This window comes from Pseudomonas sp. AM8 (assembly GCF_036346475.1).
Lineage (GTDB): Bacteria > Pseudomonadota > Gammaproteobacteria > Pseudomonadales > Pseudomonadaceae > Aquipseudomonas > Aquipseudomonas marginalis.
In genome coordinates this window covers 241275-256746 of the sequence record NZ_JAOTNX010000013.1, presented here as the reverse complement: position 1 = coordinate 256746, position 15472 = coordinate 241275, and the positions used below count along the sequence as shown (strand labels likewise).

Annotated in this window: 13 protein-coding genes; 12 read left to right on the top strand and 1 reads right to left on the bottom strand. The window is 61.6% G+C overall.

The window, feature by feature from the left end:
- Nucleotides 1-267: 267 nt before the first annotated feature.
- Nucleotides 268-1173, top strand: coding sequence for a hypothetical protein (locus V3W40_RS27705; RefSeq protein ID WP_065927953.1), 906 nt, complete (start codon nucleotides 268-270; stop codon nucleotides 1171-1173).
- Between the two features lie 224 nt (nucleotides 1174-1397).
- On the opposite strand, the gene V3W40_RS27700 is transcribed toward V3W40_RS27705, so the two are convergent.
- Complete coding sequence (locus tag V3W40_RS27700; RefSeq protein ID WP_010211026.1) at nucleotides 1398-2306, bottom strand: MurR/RpiR family transcriptional regulator; 909 nt, start codon at nucleotides 2304-2306, stop codon at nucleotides 1398-1400.
- Between the two features lie 284 nt (nucleotides 2307-2590).
- On the opposite strand from V3W40_RS27700, the gene V3W40_RS27695 reads away from it, so the two are divergent.
- The 11 genes from V3W40_RS27695 (at nucleotide 2591) to V3W40_RS27645 (ending at nucleotide 15285) form a co-directional block, all read left to right on the top strand.
- Nucleotides 2591-4528 carry a bifunctional 5-dehydro-2-deoxygluconokinase/5-dehydro-2-deoxyphosphogluconate aldolase gene (locus tag V3W40_RS27695; RefSeq protein WP_065947721.1) on the top strand — a complete coding sequence of 646 codons (1938 nt, stop codon included), beginning with the start codon at nucleotides 2591-2593 and terminating at the stop codon, nucleotides 4526-4528.
- A gap of 101 nt (nucleotides 4529-4629) precedes the next feature.
- Nucleotides 4630-5523, top strand: a complete 894-nt coding sequence (gene iolE, locus V3W40_RS27690; RefSeq protein WP_330216054.1) for a myo-inosose-2 dehydratase — start codon at nucleotides 4630-4632, stop codon at nucleotides 5521-5523.
- Nucleotides 5520-6308 carry a 5-deoxy-glucuronate isomerase gene (iolB, locus tag V3W40_RS27685; protein WP_065927950.1) on the top strand — a complete coding sequence of 263 codons (789 nt, stop codon included), beginning with the start codon at nucleotides 5520-5522 and terminating at the stop codon, nucleotides 6306-6308. The genes iolE and iolB overlap by 4 nt, the downstream gene beginning before the upstream one ends.
- 23 nt (nucleotides 6309-6331) lie before the next feature.
- Complete coding sequence (locus V3W40_RS27680) at nucleotides 6332-7147, top strand: TIM barrel protein (RefSeq protein ID WP_065927949.1); 816 nt, start codon at nucleotides 6332-6334, stop codon at nucleotides 7145-7147.
- A gap of 10 nt (nucleotides 7148-7157) precedes the next feature.
- Nucleotides 7158-9089 carry a 3D-(3,5/4)-trihydroxycyclohexane-1,2-dione acylhydrolase (decyclizing) gene (iolD, locus tag V3W40_RS27675; protein ID WP_330216053.1) on the top strand — a complete coding sequence of 644 codons (1932 nt, stop codon included), beginning with the start codon at nucleotides 7158-7160 and terminating at the stop codon, nucleotides 9087-9089.
- Between the two features lie 19 nt (nucleotides 9090-9108).
- Nucleotides 9109-10119 carry a Gfo/Idh/MocA family protein gene (locus tag V3W40_RS27670; RefSeq protein ID WP_330216052.1) on the top strand — a complete coding sequence of 337 codons (1011 nt, stop codon included), beginning with the start codon at nucleotides 9109-9111 and terminating at the stop codon, nucleotides 10117-10119.
- Between the two features lie 149 nt (nucleotides 10120-10268).
- Complete coding sequence (locus V3W40_RS27665) at nucleotides 10269-11297, top strand: Gfo/Idh/MocA family protein (RefSeq protein WP_074846360.1); 1029 nt, start codon at nucleotides 10269-10271, stop codon at nucleotides 11295-11297.
- Nucleotides 11298-11424: 127 nt separating this feature from the next.
- Nucleotides 11425-11601, top strand: a complete 177-nt coding sequence (locus tag V3W40_RS27660; RefSeq protein WP_162844258.1) for a hypothetical protein — start codon at nucleotides 11425-11427, stop codon at nucleotides 11599-11601.
- 48 nt (nucleotides 11602-11649) lie between these two features.
- Complete coding sequence (locus V3W40_RS27655) at nucleotides 11650-12585, top strand: sugar ABC transporter substrate-binding protein (RefSeq protein ID WP_065927945.1); 936 nt, start codon at nucleotides 11650-11652, stop codon at nucleotides 12583-12585.
- A gap of 65 nt (nucleotides 12586-12650) precedes the next feature.
- Nucleotides 12651-14204: a sugar ABC transporter ATP-binding protein gene (locus V3W40_RS27650; protein WP_065927944.1), complete on the top strand. Its 1554-nt coding sequence runs from the start codon at nucleotides 12651-12653 to the stop codon at nucleotides 14202-14204.
- Between the two features lie 58 nt (nucleotides 14205-14262).
- A complete protein-coding gene (locus V3W40_RS27645) occupies nucleotides 14263-15285 on the top strand; it encodes an ABC transporter permease (protein WP_024076018.1) in 1023 nt (340 codons plus the stop codon).
- Nucleotides 15286-15472: the final 187 nt, after the last annotated feature.

The following is a 15472-nucleotide window of genomic DNA, read 5'->3' as shown; positions in this document are numbered from 1 at the left end:
TGAACGCTTCCTAAATAAAACTTCATGTTGGCAAAACTGACACAACTTTCATGACGGGTACCGGCCAGGGAGCAATCTCCTCCCACAGGGAATGCATTACGCCCGCCTGCAACAATCATTTCTTGCAAGTTGCATGGTTCAGGCAAGTTCAATTTACTTAACCTGTTGAAATACAACGGATTTAATTTTAAGCACGACTGGCATGCTGCCTGCACTGTCCCTTTTGAGACTTGTAACACTATTTTTCCTGCCGGGAGCACCATAACAATGATCACATCGTCATCCACGCTGCAAGAGTCGAGCGCGCGCTCCGGGGTTTCCTGGGGGGCTATCTTTGCCGGGGCCGCTGCGGCGGCTGCGTTATCCCTGATTCTGGTATTGCTGGGCTTCGGCCTGGGTTTCTCGGCGGTGTCGCCGTGGGCCGACAGCGGCATCAGCGCCAAGGGGCTTGGCATTTCCACGATTGTCTGGCTGGCCTTTACCCAGATCGTCGCCTCGGGCCTGGGGGGTTACATCGCCGGCCGGTTGCGGGTGAAGTGGGCCAATATGCATGGCGATGAAGTGTACTTTCGCGACACCGCCCATGGTTTCCTGGCCTGGGCCGTCGCCACGCTGATCACTGCCGTGCTGGTGGTCGGTTCGGTCAGCAGTGTGGTCACCGGCGGCGTGAAAGCCGGTGCCAGCGTGGCAGCCGGTGCGGCCAGCGGTATCACCCAGGCCGCAGGCAGCGCAGCCAAAGGCGTCAACGGCGGCGATTTTGACTACTACGTCGACAGCCTGTTTCGTGACGATCGCCCGGTTGCCGTCAGTGATGACGCTGCCCATGGCGTGGTTGCGCGCATTTTTACCCGCACCCTGAGCAACGACGGCCAACTCGCCGCTGAAGACCGTGCCTACCTGGCCCAGTTGATCAGCCAGCGCACCAACCTCAGCCAGGCCGATGCCGAAGCGCGTATCGACAAAGTCTACGGCGACGCGCGTAAAGCCGTCGAAGACGCCAAGCTCAAGGCCAAGCAAGCCGCTGAAACGGCCGCCAAAGTCGCCGCTTATACCTCGCTGTGGACCTTTGTCGCCCTGTTGATCGGCGCCTTCTTTGCCAGCTTCGCTGCAACCTTTGGTGGTCGTCGCCGCGATGCCGTGGTGTACGTCGAAACCGAAACCTACGTTCGTTAATTCAAGGAGAACACCATGCGCTCATTACTTCTGTGGTTCCTCGGCGTGCCGATCCCGGTGATCATTTTGATCGCAATTTTCATGCACTGATCCCGAGCCTGTCTCGGTCCATTGTGGGAGGGGGCTTGCTCCCGATAGCGGAGTGTCAGTCGGCCGATCCGGCGACTGATACTCCGCTATCGGGAGCAAGCCCCCTCCCACATTTGATTTGCATTGTTTGATAGTCAGTCATCAAACCCGACTTGCTCGTGAATTTCGTCCACCTTCAATTCCAGGCGATACGCCACGGCAATAAACAACGCCTGGCACAGGCACAAGGTGGCGCTCAACGAACGGAAGGCAAACGACGAGCCTTCATTCACCAGCAGCACCGCGTTGGCCCGCTTGGCCAGGGGCGACAGGTTGCTGTCGGTGATGATCAGGGTCTTGGCCTGATGGTGCTGGGCGATCCGCAGGCAGTGCTGGGTCTCTTTGCCGTAGGGCGTGAAGCTGATGGCGATCACCAGGTCATTGGCGCGCACGCTGCGCATCTGCTCGCGATAGCTGCCGCCCAAACCGGAAATCAGGTGGATGCGCTTGTTGGTGTGCTGCAGGTTGTAGACCAGATAATCGGCCACCGCGAACGACCGGCGCACCCCAACCACGTAGATATTGTCGGCGTTGACCACCAGGTCGACGGCCTTGTCGAAGGCCACATCATCCAGTTCCAGCCCCAGGCGCTCGATACCCGAGAGGGTCGCGTTGACGCACTCGCGGGCCAGGTCGCCGCCGCTGGCTTTCTGCGACTTGTTGGCGATCATGCTGCGGATGCGCTGCTGGTAGTTCTGCACCGGTGTGGTCTTGTGGGTGTAGGCCTCGCGAAACAGCGCCTGCATCTCACTGAACCCACTGAAGCCGAAACGCTGGGAAAACCGCACGATCGCCGAGGGGTGCACTTCGCATTCGCGGGCGATGTCGCTGATGCGGTCGACCATGATCCGGTCGCTCTGCTGGCTCATGTAGCTGGCGATGCGCTTGAGCTGGCGCGGCAGGCTTTCGTACTCGTCGGTGATCAGCTGCAACAGGCGTTCGGCATTGATCGGAGGGCTGGCGATGGTGTCTTCCAGGGTGGTCTCGGGATCGGTGCGGGACATGGGCAATCCTTCTGGCGTGTTCTTCTGATGCGCTGGTGGGTGGCGCAAGTCTACAGGGTAGGCGTAAAAAAATACCCCGGCATCACGGCCCGCGTGGCCTGCTGAAACGATGCACGGCAGCTGGCATGCCCCTATGCTGACGTATTGGAAAAAATATTCCACTAAAAATAATTCTGGAATAAATATTGATTGCCGCCGCCGGACGTTCTAGTCTGCTCCCACCAAGAGCGTTTGCCGTCGCCACGACGGCACAACGCAGGCTGATAAAAATAACAGGAGCCAGCATGGGCCAGACTCGTTTTGCCAGTGGGCGTCAATTGGATCTGATTTGCCTCGGGCGCCTGGGCGTCGACCTCTACGCACAGCAAGTAGGTGCGCGGCTTGAGGACGTGTCCAGCTTCGCCAAATACCTCGGCGGTTCCTCCGCCAATATCGCGTTCGGCACTGCCAGGCTGGGGCTCAAGTCGGCAATGTTGAGCCGGGTGGGGGACGACCATATGGGCCGTTTCCTGATGGAATCCCTGGCCCGCGAAGGCTGCGATGTCAGCGGCATCAAGGTCGACCCGGAACGCCTCACCGCCATGGTGCTGCTGGGCCTCAAGGACCGCGAAACCTTCCCGCTGGTGTTCTACCGCGAAAACTGCGCCGACATGGCCCTGCGCGCCGAAGACGTCAACGAAGCCTTTATTGCCTCGAGCAAAGCCTTGTTGATCACCGGCACGCATTTCTCCACCGACGGCGTGTACAAGGCCAGCATCCAGGCCCTGGACTATGCGGCCAAGCACAACGTCAAGCGCGTGCTGGATATCGACTACCGCCCCGTGTTGTGGGGCCTGGCGGGCAAGGCCGACGGCGAAACCCGGTTTGTCGCCGACCAGAACGTCAGCCAGCATGTGCAGAAAATCCTGCCGCGTTTCGACCTGATCGTCGGCACCGAAGAAGAGTTTTTGATTGCCGGCGGCAGCGAAGATCTGCTCACCGCCTTGCGCACCGTGCGTGAACTGACCCCGGCGACCCTGGTGGTCAAGCTCGGCCCGCAAGGCTGCACGGTGATCCACGGTGCAATCCCGGCGCGCCTGGAAGAGGGCGCCATCTACCCTGGCGTGCGTGTTGAAGTGCTTAACGTGCTGGGCGCCGGCGATGCCTTTATGTCGGGCTTCCTCAGCGGCTGGATCAATGACGCCAGCGATGAGCGTTGCAGCCAGTTGGCCAATGCCTGCGGTGGTCTCGTGGTCTCGCGCCACGCCTGTGCGCCGGCCATGCCGACCCCGGCCGAACTGGATTACCTGTTCAACAGCCCGGTGCCGATCACCCGGCCTGACCAGGACGCGACCCTGCAACGCCTGCACCGCGTCACCGTGCCGCGCAAGGCCTGGAAGCAGCTGTTCATCTTTGCCTTCGATCACCGCTGGCAACTGGTGGAACTGGCGCAACGCGGCGGCCAGGACCTGACCCGGATCAGCGAGATCAAGCAGCTGTTTATCCAGGCCATCGAACGCGTGGAGAAAAAGCTCGCCGAGCAGGGCGTCGAGGCCGATGTGGGCCTGTTGGCCGACCAGCGCTTCGGCCAGGACGCGCTCAATGCCGCCAGCGGTCGCGGCTGGTGGATCGCGCGTCCGGTGGAGGTGCAGAACTCGCGGCCCCTGGCGTTCGAACATGGCCGCTCGATCGGCAGCAACCTGATTGCCTGGCCCCAGGAACAGATCATCAAGTGCCTGGTGCAATACCACCCCGACGACGAGCCCATGTTGCGCCTGGAACAGGAAGCGCAGCTCAAGGCGGTGTACGAGGCGTCGGTGACCAGCGGCCATGAGCTGCTGCTGGAAGTCATCCCGCCCAAGGATCATCCGTCCACTTACCCGGACGTGCTCTATCGCAGCCTCAAGCGCCTGTACAACCTGGGTATCTACCCGGCGTGGTGGAAAATCGAGGCACAGTCGGCCGAGGACTGGACAAAGCTCGACGAACTGATCCAGGAACGCGACCCGTACTGCCGTGGCGTGGTGTTGCTGGGCCTGAACGCCTCGGCCGAATGCCTGTCCGCCGGCTTCCAGCAAGCCAGCCAGAGCAGCACCTGCCGCGGGTTTGCCGTGGGCCGCACGATTTTCCAGGAGCCGAGCCGTTTGTGGATGGCGGGGGAGATCGATGATGAGACGTTGATCCAGCAGGTCCAGGCGACCTTTGAGCAGTTGATCAACGCCTGGCGCAGTGCCCGAGGCTGAACCAAGTTCTTAATTTGAAATGCAATCCAATGTGGGAGGGGCTTGCCCCCTCCCACAGAAAGCAGATCTCAGTGATACCAGAAAATAATAAAGGTGCAGCCATGCCCGCAATCCGAATTGGCATCAACCCGATCTCCTGGAGCAACGACGACCTTCCGGCCCTCGGCGGTGAAACCCCGCTGAGCACCGCCCTGAGCGAAGGCAAGGAAATCGGCTACGAAGGTTTCGAGCTCAACGGCAAATTCCCCAAGGACGCCAAGGGCGTCGGCGACGTCCTGCGCCCCTATGACCTGGCGCTGGTCTCCGGCTGGTACTCCAGTCGCCTGGCCCGTCGCTCGGTGGCCGAAGAAATCGAAGCCATCGCCGGCCACGTCGAACTGCTGAAACAAAACGGCGCCAAGGTGCTGGTGTACGGCGAGGTGGCCGATTCGATCCAGGGCTCGCGCATTCGCCTGATCGAGCGTCCTCGGTTTCAGAGTGAACAGGCCTGGCAGGACTACGCCGACAAACTCACGGAGCTGGCGCGTTTCACCCTGTCCCAGGGCGTGCGCCTGGCGTACCACCATCATATGGGCGCGTATGTCGAATCGCCTGAAGACATCGATCAGTTGATGGGCCGTACCGGGCCGGAAGTCGGCCTGCTGTTCGATTCGGGCCACTGCTACATGGGCGGCGGCGAACCCATCGAGGTGTTGCGCACGCATATCGACCGCGTCTGCCACGTGCATTTCAAGGACGTGCGCAAAGCCGTGGTGCAACTGGCGCGCAACCAGATGTGGAGCTTCCCCGATTGCATCGTCAACGGCACCTTCACCGTGCCCGGGGATGGCGATATCGATTTTGCCGAGTTGCTCGATGTGCTGATGGCCGCGAAATACGCGGGCTGGCTGGTGGTAGAAGCCGAGCAGGATCCGGCCGTGGCGCCCAGCTACGTCTATGCGAAAAAGGGCTATGACACATTGCGTGCGCTTCTCGATGAGAGGACCCAACCATGAGCTTGCTGGTAAAGAGCAGTAAACGCGGACAAACCATGGTCGCCCTGGAAGAGGGCCGCCTGGAATACGTAGGCTTTGCCGCCTACCGCCTGAGCCTTGGCGAAACATTGCCGGTGACTGCCGGCGATCAGGAGCTGTGCCTGGTGCTGCTCAGCGGTCGGGTCAATATCGAAGGCGAGGGCTTCAACTGGCAGAACCTCGGTGATCGCCAGTCGGTGTTCGAGGACAAATCGCCGTTCGCCGCCTATCTGCCGCCGGGTACCGATGCCCAGGTCACGGCGTTGAGCGACGTGCAGATTGCCGTGTGCGCCGCACCGGGTGCTCCGGGTTTCGAGCCACGCCTGATCCGTCCTGAACAGTGCAAGCGCAGCGTACGCGGCAAAGGCGCCAATACCCGCTACGTGTGCGACATCCTGCCGGATACCGACCCGGCCCATTCGCTGCTGGTGGTGGAAGTGCGCACGCCGTCCGGGCATTCGTCGAGCTACCCGCCGCACAAGCACGACACCGACGACCTGCCGCACCAGAGCTTTCTTGAAGAGACCTACTACCACCAGATCAACCCGCCCCAGGGCTTCGTGTTCCAGCGGGTGTACACCGACGACCGCAGCATCGACCAGGCCATGGCCGTGGAAAACAGTGATCTGGTGGTGGTGCCCAAGGGCTATCACCCGGTCAGCGTGCCGTATGGCTACGAGTCTTACTACCTGAACGTGATGGCGGGCCCCAAGCGCGCCTGGCATTTCCACAACGACCCGCAGCACAGCTGGCTGCTGGACCTTTAAACGGTGTTGGACGGAGAACAACAATGAAGTCGCCTCTACGCTTTGCCCTCAACCGTATGGTCGCGCCCAACCTGTCCCTGCCGGATTTCATCCAGCTGGCCGTGGCCTTGAAATGCGATGCCATCGAGATTCGCAACGACCTCAAGGATCGCCAGATCGAATACGGCACCCCGGCCGGCCGCGTGCGCGAATTGTGCGCGGCCCAGGGCATCACGGTGCTGTCGATCAACGCGCTGTACCCCTTTGATGTGTGGAATGACGAGCGCCGCGCCCAGGCGATAGCGCTCGCCACCTATGCCCGCGAATGTGGTGCGCAAGGCTTGGTGATGTGCCCGTTCAATGAACCCGGCGACACCCGCAACGAAGCCCAGCGCGCCGCCGGTTTGCGCACCGCGTTGAGCCAACTGGCGCCGATCCTGCGCGAGTACGGGATTCTCGGGTTTATCGAGCCCCTGGGCTTTGAAGAATGTGCCATGCGCCGCAAGCGCGTGGCGGTGGATGCGATCCAGTCCATCGGCGGCCTGGATGTATTCCGCCTGGTGCACGACACCTTCCACCACCACCTGGCCAGCGAGCATGAGTTCTTCCCGGAACTGACCGGGCTGGTGCATATCTCCGGCGTGGAAGATGCCGAGGCGCCGCTCAATTCGATCCGCGACGGCCACCGCGTGCTGGTGGGCGAGGGCGATATCCTCGGCAATACCGCGCAGATCGACACCTTGCTCAGCAGCGGTTACAGCGGCTACCTGTCGTTCGAACCGTTTGCGACAAGCGTGCACGAGCTGGCGGATATCCAGCAGGCATTGGGGGCAAGCATCGCCCACCTGCAGAAACGATAAGGGGCGCGACATGACCACCACCCGACTGACCATGGCCCAGGCCCTGGTGAAGTTTTTGGATAACCAGTACATCGAAGTCGATGGCGTGCAGAGCAAGTTCGTCGCCGGCGTGTTCACTATTTTCGGCCACGGCAACGTGCTGGGCCTGGGTCAGGCCCTGGAACAGGACAGCGGCGGCCTGGTGGTGCATCAGGGCCGTAACGAGCAGGGCATGGCCCATGCCGCCATCGGTTTTGCCAAGCAGCACTTGCGCCGCAAGATCTACGCCTGCACCGCCTCTGTCGGCCCAGGTGCGGCGAATATGCTCACCGCTGCGGCGACCGCCACTGCCAACCGTATCCCGTTGCTGTTGCTGCCCGGCGATGTCTACGCCAGCCGCCAGCCCGACCCGGTGCTGCAACAGATCGAGCAGTTCCACGACCTCAGCATCAGCACCAACGATGCCTTCCGTTCCGTGAGCAAATACTGGGACCGCATCAACCGCCCCGAGCAACTGATGACGGCGGCGATTCATGCCATGCGCGTGCTCACCGATCCCGCCGAAACCGGCGCGGTGACCCTGGCGCTGCCCCAGGACGTGCAGGCCGAAGCCTGGGACTACCCCGACTACTTCCTGCAAAAACGGGTGCACCGTATCGACCGCCGCCCGGCCACCGCCGCGATGATCGGCGATGGGTTGGCCGCCTTCCGGGGCAAGCGCAAACCGCTGATCATCTGCGGTGGCGGCGTGAAGTACTCCGGTGCGAATGCCGCGCTGCAAGCCTTTGCCGAGCGTTTTGATATTCCCTTCGCCGAAACCCAGGCAGGCAAGAGTGCCGTGGTCTCCAGCCATCCGCTGAACGTGGGCGGCATCGGCGAAACCGGCTGTTTGGCTGCCAACCTGCTGGCGCCCGAGGCTGACCTGATCATCGGCATCGGCACCCGTTACACCGACTTCACCACCTCGTCGAAATCGCTGTTCAAGCATGCCGAGGTGAAGTTTCTCAACCTCAATATCAGCCCCTGCGACGCCTTGAAACTCGACGGCGTGCAGGTGCTGGCCGACGCGAAGGTCGCCCTCGAAGCGCTGGCCGATGCCCTCGGTGATTACCGTTCCGGCTGGGGCGAGCAGATCGCCGACGCCAAGGCGCAACTGGACGCCGAAGTGGACCGTGTCCATCAGGTCGAATACCACGGCGATGATTTTGTGCCGGAAGTCGACGACCACCTCGACCGCGCCGTGCTGCGTGAATTCATCGAACTGACCGGCTCGTGCCTGACCCAGAGCCGGGTGCTCGGCGTACTCAACGAGCGCCTGGCAGACGACGCGATCATCGTCGCTGCCGCCGGCAGCCTGCCCGGCGACTTGCAGCGCGCCTGGCGCAGCAAGGGCGTCAACACCTACCACGTCGAGTACGGTTATTCGTGCATGGGCTATGAGATCAATGCCGCCCTCGGCGTGAAGCTCGCCGAGCCCTCCAAGGAGGTCTATGCGCTGGTCGGCGATGGCTCCTACATGATGCTGCACTCGGAGCTGGCCACCTCGATCCAGGAACGCCGCAAGATCAACGTGGTGCTGCTCGACAACATGGCATTCGGTTGCATCAACAACCTGCAGATCGGCAACGGCATGGACAGCTTCGGCACCGAGTTCCGCTACCGCAACCCCGAGAGCGGCAAGCTCGACGGCGGCCTGGTGCCGGTGGACTTCGCCATGAGTGCGGCGGCCTATGGCTGCAAGACCTACAAGGTCAGCACGGTGGAGCAGCTGGAGGCGGCCCTGGCCGATGCGCGCACGCAAAGCGTCTCGACCCTGATCGACATCAAGGTCCTGCCCAAGACCATGGTCCACGGCTACCTGTCGTGGTGGCGGGTGGGGGTGGCGCAGGTGTCCACCAGCGAGCGCACCAACGCGGCGGCGAAAAAACTCAATGAACACCTGGCCAAGGCCCGGCAGTACTAATAACTAGAGGAGCGTTTGTATGTCTTTGAAGCTTGGTGTAATCGGTACCGGCGCCATTGGCCGCGATCATATTCGTCGGTGCAGCCAGACCCTGCTCAACAGCCAGGTGGTGGCGGTGACCGACATCAACCTTGAGCAGGCCGCCAAGGTGGTCGCGGAGTTGAAGCTGGACGCCGAGGTGTACGCGGACGGCCATGGGCTGATCAACTCGCCGCAGGTCGAGGCGATCCTGGTCACGTCCTGGGGCCCGAGCCACGAGGAGTTCGTGCTCGCCGCCATCGCCGCCGGCAAACCGGTGTTCTGCGAGAAGCCCCTGGCGGTGACGGCCGAAGGCTGCCGCAAGATCGTCGACGCCGAAGTGGCCTACGGCAAGCGCCTGGTGCAAGTGGGCTTTATGCGCCCCTATGACGAAGGTTATCGCGCCCTCAAGGCGGTGATCGACAGCGGCCAGATCGGCGAGCCGTTGATGCTGCACTGCGCGCACCGTAACCCGACGGTGGGCGAGAACTACAAGACCGACATGGCGATCACCGACACCCTGATCCACGAGCTGGATGTCCTGCGCTGGCTGCTCAACGACGACTACGTGTCGGTGCAGGTGGTGTTCCCGCGCAAGACCAGCAAGGCCCTGGCCCATCTGCGCGACCCGCAGATCGTGCTGCTGGAAACCGCCAAGGGCACTCGTATCGACGTGGAAGTGTTTGTGAACTGCCAGTACGGCTACGACATCCAGTGCGAAGTGGTGGGGGAGACCGGCATCGCCAAATTGCCGGAGCCGTCCCAGGTACAGCTGCGCAGCGATGCCAAGCTGTCGAATGCGATCCTGATGGATTGGAAGGACCGTTTTATCGGGGCCTATGACGTGGAGTTGCAGGCCTTCATCGATAGCGTGCGTGCTGGTCAGGTCGGTGGGCCGTCGGCGTGGGATGGCTTTGCGGCGGCGGTGGCGGCGGATGCGTGTATCGAGGCCCAGGGCAGTGAGCAGATTGTGAAGGTCAGCCTGCCGGATCGCCCACACTTCTACGGCTAAATCACTGAAGGAACTCTGTTAAAAATGTGGGAGGGGGCTTGCCCCCGATGGCAGTGTGTCAGTCAACCAGTTGTTATCTGACCCACCGCTATCGGGGGCAAGCCCCCTCCCACAGTTGATTGGTTTCCAATTCAATTCAGGAGTTGATCATGAGAATCGGACTAGTCGGCTACGGCCACGGAGGGCGCTTTTTTCATGCGCCGCTGATTGCAACTTTGCCGGGGGCGACGTTTGTCGGCGTGGTGACGCGCTCACCCGAGCGCCGCCAGCAATTAAGTACCGATCTTCCAGGTGTGAAGGCCTTTGACAGCATCGGCCAGATCGTCGAAGCCGGCGTCGATGCCCTGGTGATTTCCACCACCCTCAAGGGCCGTCCGGCGCTGGTGCTGGAAGCCATCGAGCACGGCGTGGCGGTGGTCAGCGACAAACCCTTTGCCGCCAACGCTGAACAGGCCCAGGCGCTGATCACGGCCGCCGAGCGCCATGAGGTGTTGCTCAGCGTCTACCAGAACCGGCGCTGGGACTCGGACTACCTGACCCTGCGCAAATTGATCGACGCCGGTGCCCTGGGCGAGATCACCCGCTTTGAATCCCGCGTCGAGCGCTACAGCCCGCAGGCCGTGGGCAATGCCAGCGGCGGCGGCTGGTTGCGCGACCTGGGCAGCCACCTGGTGGACCAGGCGCTGCAACTGTTCGGTCCGGTGGAGCGGGTCTTTGCGCAGTTACAGTTCACCCCTGAATACCCCACTGTCGACCACGGCTTCTTCGTCTCCCTGACCCACGCCAACGGGGTGGTTTCCCATTTGTGGGGCAACGCCCTGCAGAACAGCCAGGCTCCGCGTTTTCGCGTCAGTGGCACCTTGGGTTGCTACACCGTGGACGGACTGGACGGCCAGGAAGAAGCGCTGATGGCCGGCAAGTCACCGAAAACCGAAGGCGAACACTGGGGCGCAGAAGAACATCGCCGCTGGGGCTGGTTCGAACAGGGGCCGGAACGTGAGCGAGTGCCGTCGGAGAAGGGCTGCTGGACCCAGTTCTATCGCCAGTTGCAAGCGGCGGTAAACGGGCAGGGCCCGTTGCCCGTGGACGCTTATGACGCGCTGGAAACCACGCGTATATTGGACGCCGCACGCCTCAGCGCCGAGCGCCAGCAGGTGGTTTCAACAAAAATAGAATAAAATTCTAAAACAGGTTGATATGGAAATTATTTTCCAATAAAGTCTTTTCCAGGTTGCATAAAGTACGTTCGGACTCGATTCGCACGACTCAACAAAAACAAGATCAAAAACAACCAGGTACCGTCAGATGAAAATCTTCAACGCTGTACTGCGAGTTTTACGCCCTGCCCACACGCCCCGCGGCCTGCCCCGCGCCCGGCCGTTCTACTTCTCCTTCCTTAATGTGCTGTGCGTCGAAAACCAGGGCGCGCTGGTCTGCTGCATTCCAGGCGCACCGGTCGTACGCGTGCCTGCCGAGCTCTGATAAACGCAACGTCCAAAAAACCAACAAGAAAGTGGAGACAGACCGTTCATGAAGACCCCGATCCGTTTTACCGCGCTGGCTTTATCCATGCTGCTGGCCAGCGGTGTTGCCAGTGCCGCCGACATCAAGGTCGGCGTGAGCATGTCCGCCTTCGATGACACCTTCCTCACTTACCTGCGCGAAGACATGGACAAGCAGGCCAAGTCCTATCCCAAGGGTGACGGCGTGCAGCTGCAGTTCGAAGATGCCCGCGCCGATGTGGTCAAGCAACTGAGCCAGGTGGAGAACTTCATCAGCCAGAAAGTTGACGCCATTATCGTCAACCCGGTCGACACAGCCTCTACCAAGAACATCATCAATGCCGCGACCAAGGCCGGCATCCCGCTGGTGTTCGTCAACCGCCGTCCCGACCAGAAGGACTTGCCCAAGGACGTGGTGGCCGTGACCTCCGATGACGTCGAGGCCGGCAAGCTGCAAATGCAATACATCGCTGAGAAGCTCGGCGGCAAGGGCAAGATCGTGATCCTGCTGGGCGACCTGGCGAACAACTCCACCACCAACCGCACCAAGGGTGTGAAGGAAGTGTTGGCCAAGTACCCGGACATCAAGATCGAACAGGAACAGACCGGTATCTGGCTGCGGGACAAGGGCATGACCCTGGTCAACGATTGGCTGACCCAGGGCCGCGAGTTCAATGCGGTACTGGCCAACAACGATGAGATGGCCATCGGCGCGTCCATGGCGCTGAAATCGGCCGGCAAGGAAAAGGGCAGTGTGCTGATCGCGGGGGTCGACGGTACGCCGGATGGCTTGAATGCGATCACCAAGGGTGACATGGCCGCCTCCGCGTTCCAGGACGCCAAGGGCCAGGCAGTGGGCTCGGTGGAAGCGGCGCGCAAGATGGCCAAGAAGGAACCGGTCGAGCAGAACGTGATCATCCCGTTCCAGCTGATCACCCCGGAAAACGTCGCCACGTTCAAGTAGCCCTGACATAACAACAATGAACCGGCAGGGCGGTCGTGCCCGCCCTGCTGATGGAGTACCGTCTTATGCTCGCTCAAGCCGCTGTCTCGCAGCCTCCCGGTATCCAGCCGTTGCCGCTGGACGAACCCTACCTGTTGGAAATCGTCAACATCAGCAAAGGCTTTCCCGGCGTCGTGGCCCTGGCCGACGTACAACTGCGTGTACGCCCCGGTACGGTGCTGGCGCTGATGGGCGAGAACGGTGCGGGCAAGTCGACCTTGATGAAAATCATCGCCGGCATCTACCAGCCCGACGCCGGTGAAATCCGCCTGCGCGGCAAGCCCATCGTGTTTGACACGCCGCTGGCGGCGCAGAAGGCCGGGATTGCGATGATCCACCAGGAGCTCAACCTGATGCCGCACATGAGCATCGCCGAGAATATCTGGATCGGCCGCGAGCAGCTCAACAGCCTGCACATGGTCAACCACCGCGAAATGCACCGCTGCACCGCCGAGTTGCTGGCGCGCCTGCGCATCAACCTGGACCCCGAGGAACACGTGGGTAACCTGAGCATCGCCGAGCGGCAGATGGTCGAAATTGCCAAGGCTGTGTCCTACGACTCCGACATCCTGATCATGGATGAACCGACATCGGCCATTACCGAGAAGGAAGTGGCCCACCTGTTTTCGATCATTGCCGACCTCAAGGCCCAGGGCAAAGGCATTGTCTACATCACGCACAAAATGAACGAAGTGTTCGCCATTGCCGATGAAGTGGCGGTGTTCCGCGACGGCCAGTACATCGGCCTGCAACGCGCCGACAGCATGAACAGCGACAGCCTGATCTCGATGATGGTGGGTCGCGAGCTGAGCCAGTTGTTCCCGGTGCGCGAGACGCCCATCGGCGAACTGCTGCTGTCGGTGCGCGACCTGCGCCTGGACGGGGTGTTCCAGGGCGTGTCGTTCGACCTGCATGCCGGTGAGATCCTCGGCATCGCCGGGCTGATGGGCTCGGGGCGCACCAATGTGGCGGAAACCATTTTCGGCATCACCCCCAGCAGCGGTGGGCAGATCACCCTGGATGGCGAGGCGGTGCGCATCAGTGACCCGCACATGGCCATCGAAAAAGGCTTTGCGCTGTTGACCGAGGACCGCAAGCTCAGTGGCCTGTTCCCCTGCCTGTCGGTGCTGGAAAACATGGAAATGGCCGTGCTGCCGCACTATTCGGGCAACGGTTTTATCCAGCAGAAAGCCCTGCGCGCCCTGTGCGAGGACATGTGCAAGAAACTGCGGGTGAAGACGCCATCCCTGGAGCAGTGCATCGACACCTTGTCCGGCGGCAACCAGCAGAAAGCCCTGCTGGCGCGCTGGTTGATGACCAACCCACGCTTGCTGATCCTCGATGAACCGACCCGGGGCATCGACGTAGGCGCCAAGGCCGAGATCTATCGCTTGATCTCCTTCCTCGCCAGCGAAGGCATGGCGGTGATCATGATTTCCTCCGAGCTGCCTGAAGTGCTGGGCATGAGCGACCGGGTGATGGTGATGCACGAAGGCGAACTGATGGGCACCCTGGACCGTGCGGATGCGACCCAGGAAAAAGTCATGCAGCTGGCTTCCGGTATGACCGCAGTCCACTGACGAACAGCCGCGCGGGCCTGCGGTTGGCCCGCGCCATAGAATAAGAAGGTGATTGGCTATGAACGCAATAACAGACAACAAGCCTGCCACGGCCCCGGTCAAGCACCGTCGGCGCTTGCCCACCGAGCTGAGCATCTTCCTGGTGCTGATCGGCATCGGCCTGGTGTTTGAGCTGTTTGGCTGGATCGTGCGAGACCAGAGCTTCCTGATGAACTCCCAGCGCCTGGTGCTGATGATCCTGCAAGTGTCCATCATCGGCTTGCTGGCGATCGGGGTGACCCAGGTGATCATCACCACGGGTATCGACCTGTCTTCGGGGTCGGTGCTGGCGCTGTCGGCGATGATTGCCGCCAGTTTGGCGCAAACTTCCGACTTTTCCCGGGCGGTGTTCCCTTCGCTGACGGACTTGCCGGTGTGGATTCCGGTGGCGATGGGGTTGGGTGTGGGGCTGCTGGCGGGGGCGATCAACGGCAGCATCATCGCCGTCACGGGTATTCCGCCGTTTATCGCGACCCTGGGCATGATGGTCTCGGCCCGTGGCCTGGCGCGTTACTACACCGAAGGCCAGCCGGTGAGCATGCTCTCGGACTCCTACACGGCCATCGGTCATGGCGCGATGCCGGTGATCATTTTCCTGGTGGTGGCGGTGATCTTCCATATCGCCCTGCGCTACACCAAGTACGGCAAGTACACCTACGCCATCGGCGGCAATATGCAGGCGGCGCGGACGTCGGGGATCAACGTCAAGCGCCACTTGATCATCGTCTACAGCATTGCCGGGTTGCTCGCCGGTCTGGCCGGCGTGGTGGCTTCGGCACGCGCCGCCACCGGCCAGGCCGGCATGGGCATGTCCTATGAGCTGGATGCGATTGCCGCCGCGGTAATCGGCGGCACCAGCCTGGCTGGCGGGGTAGGGCGTATCACCGGCACCGTGATCGGCGCGCTGATCCTCGGAGTGATGGCCAGCGGGTTTACCTTTGTCGGGGTGGATGCGTATATCCAGGACATCATCAAGGGCCTGATCATCGTGGTGGCGGTGGTGATCGACCAGTACCGCAACAAGCGCAAGCTCAAGCGCTGAGCTTCAAGCTGCAAGCTGCAAGTCCGATGAGCTCTACAGCTTGTCGCTTGCAGCCTGCGGCTTATAGCTGCTCTACGAACTTTCCTGCTATAAACGCACTCCGATGACCATTCGCCAAGCCCGTCCTGGTGCCTTTGGGGGTTATATCGGTAAAAATGCCTGTCATTTCAGTTGCTGTGCCCTCAAG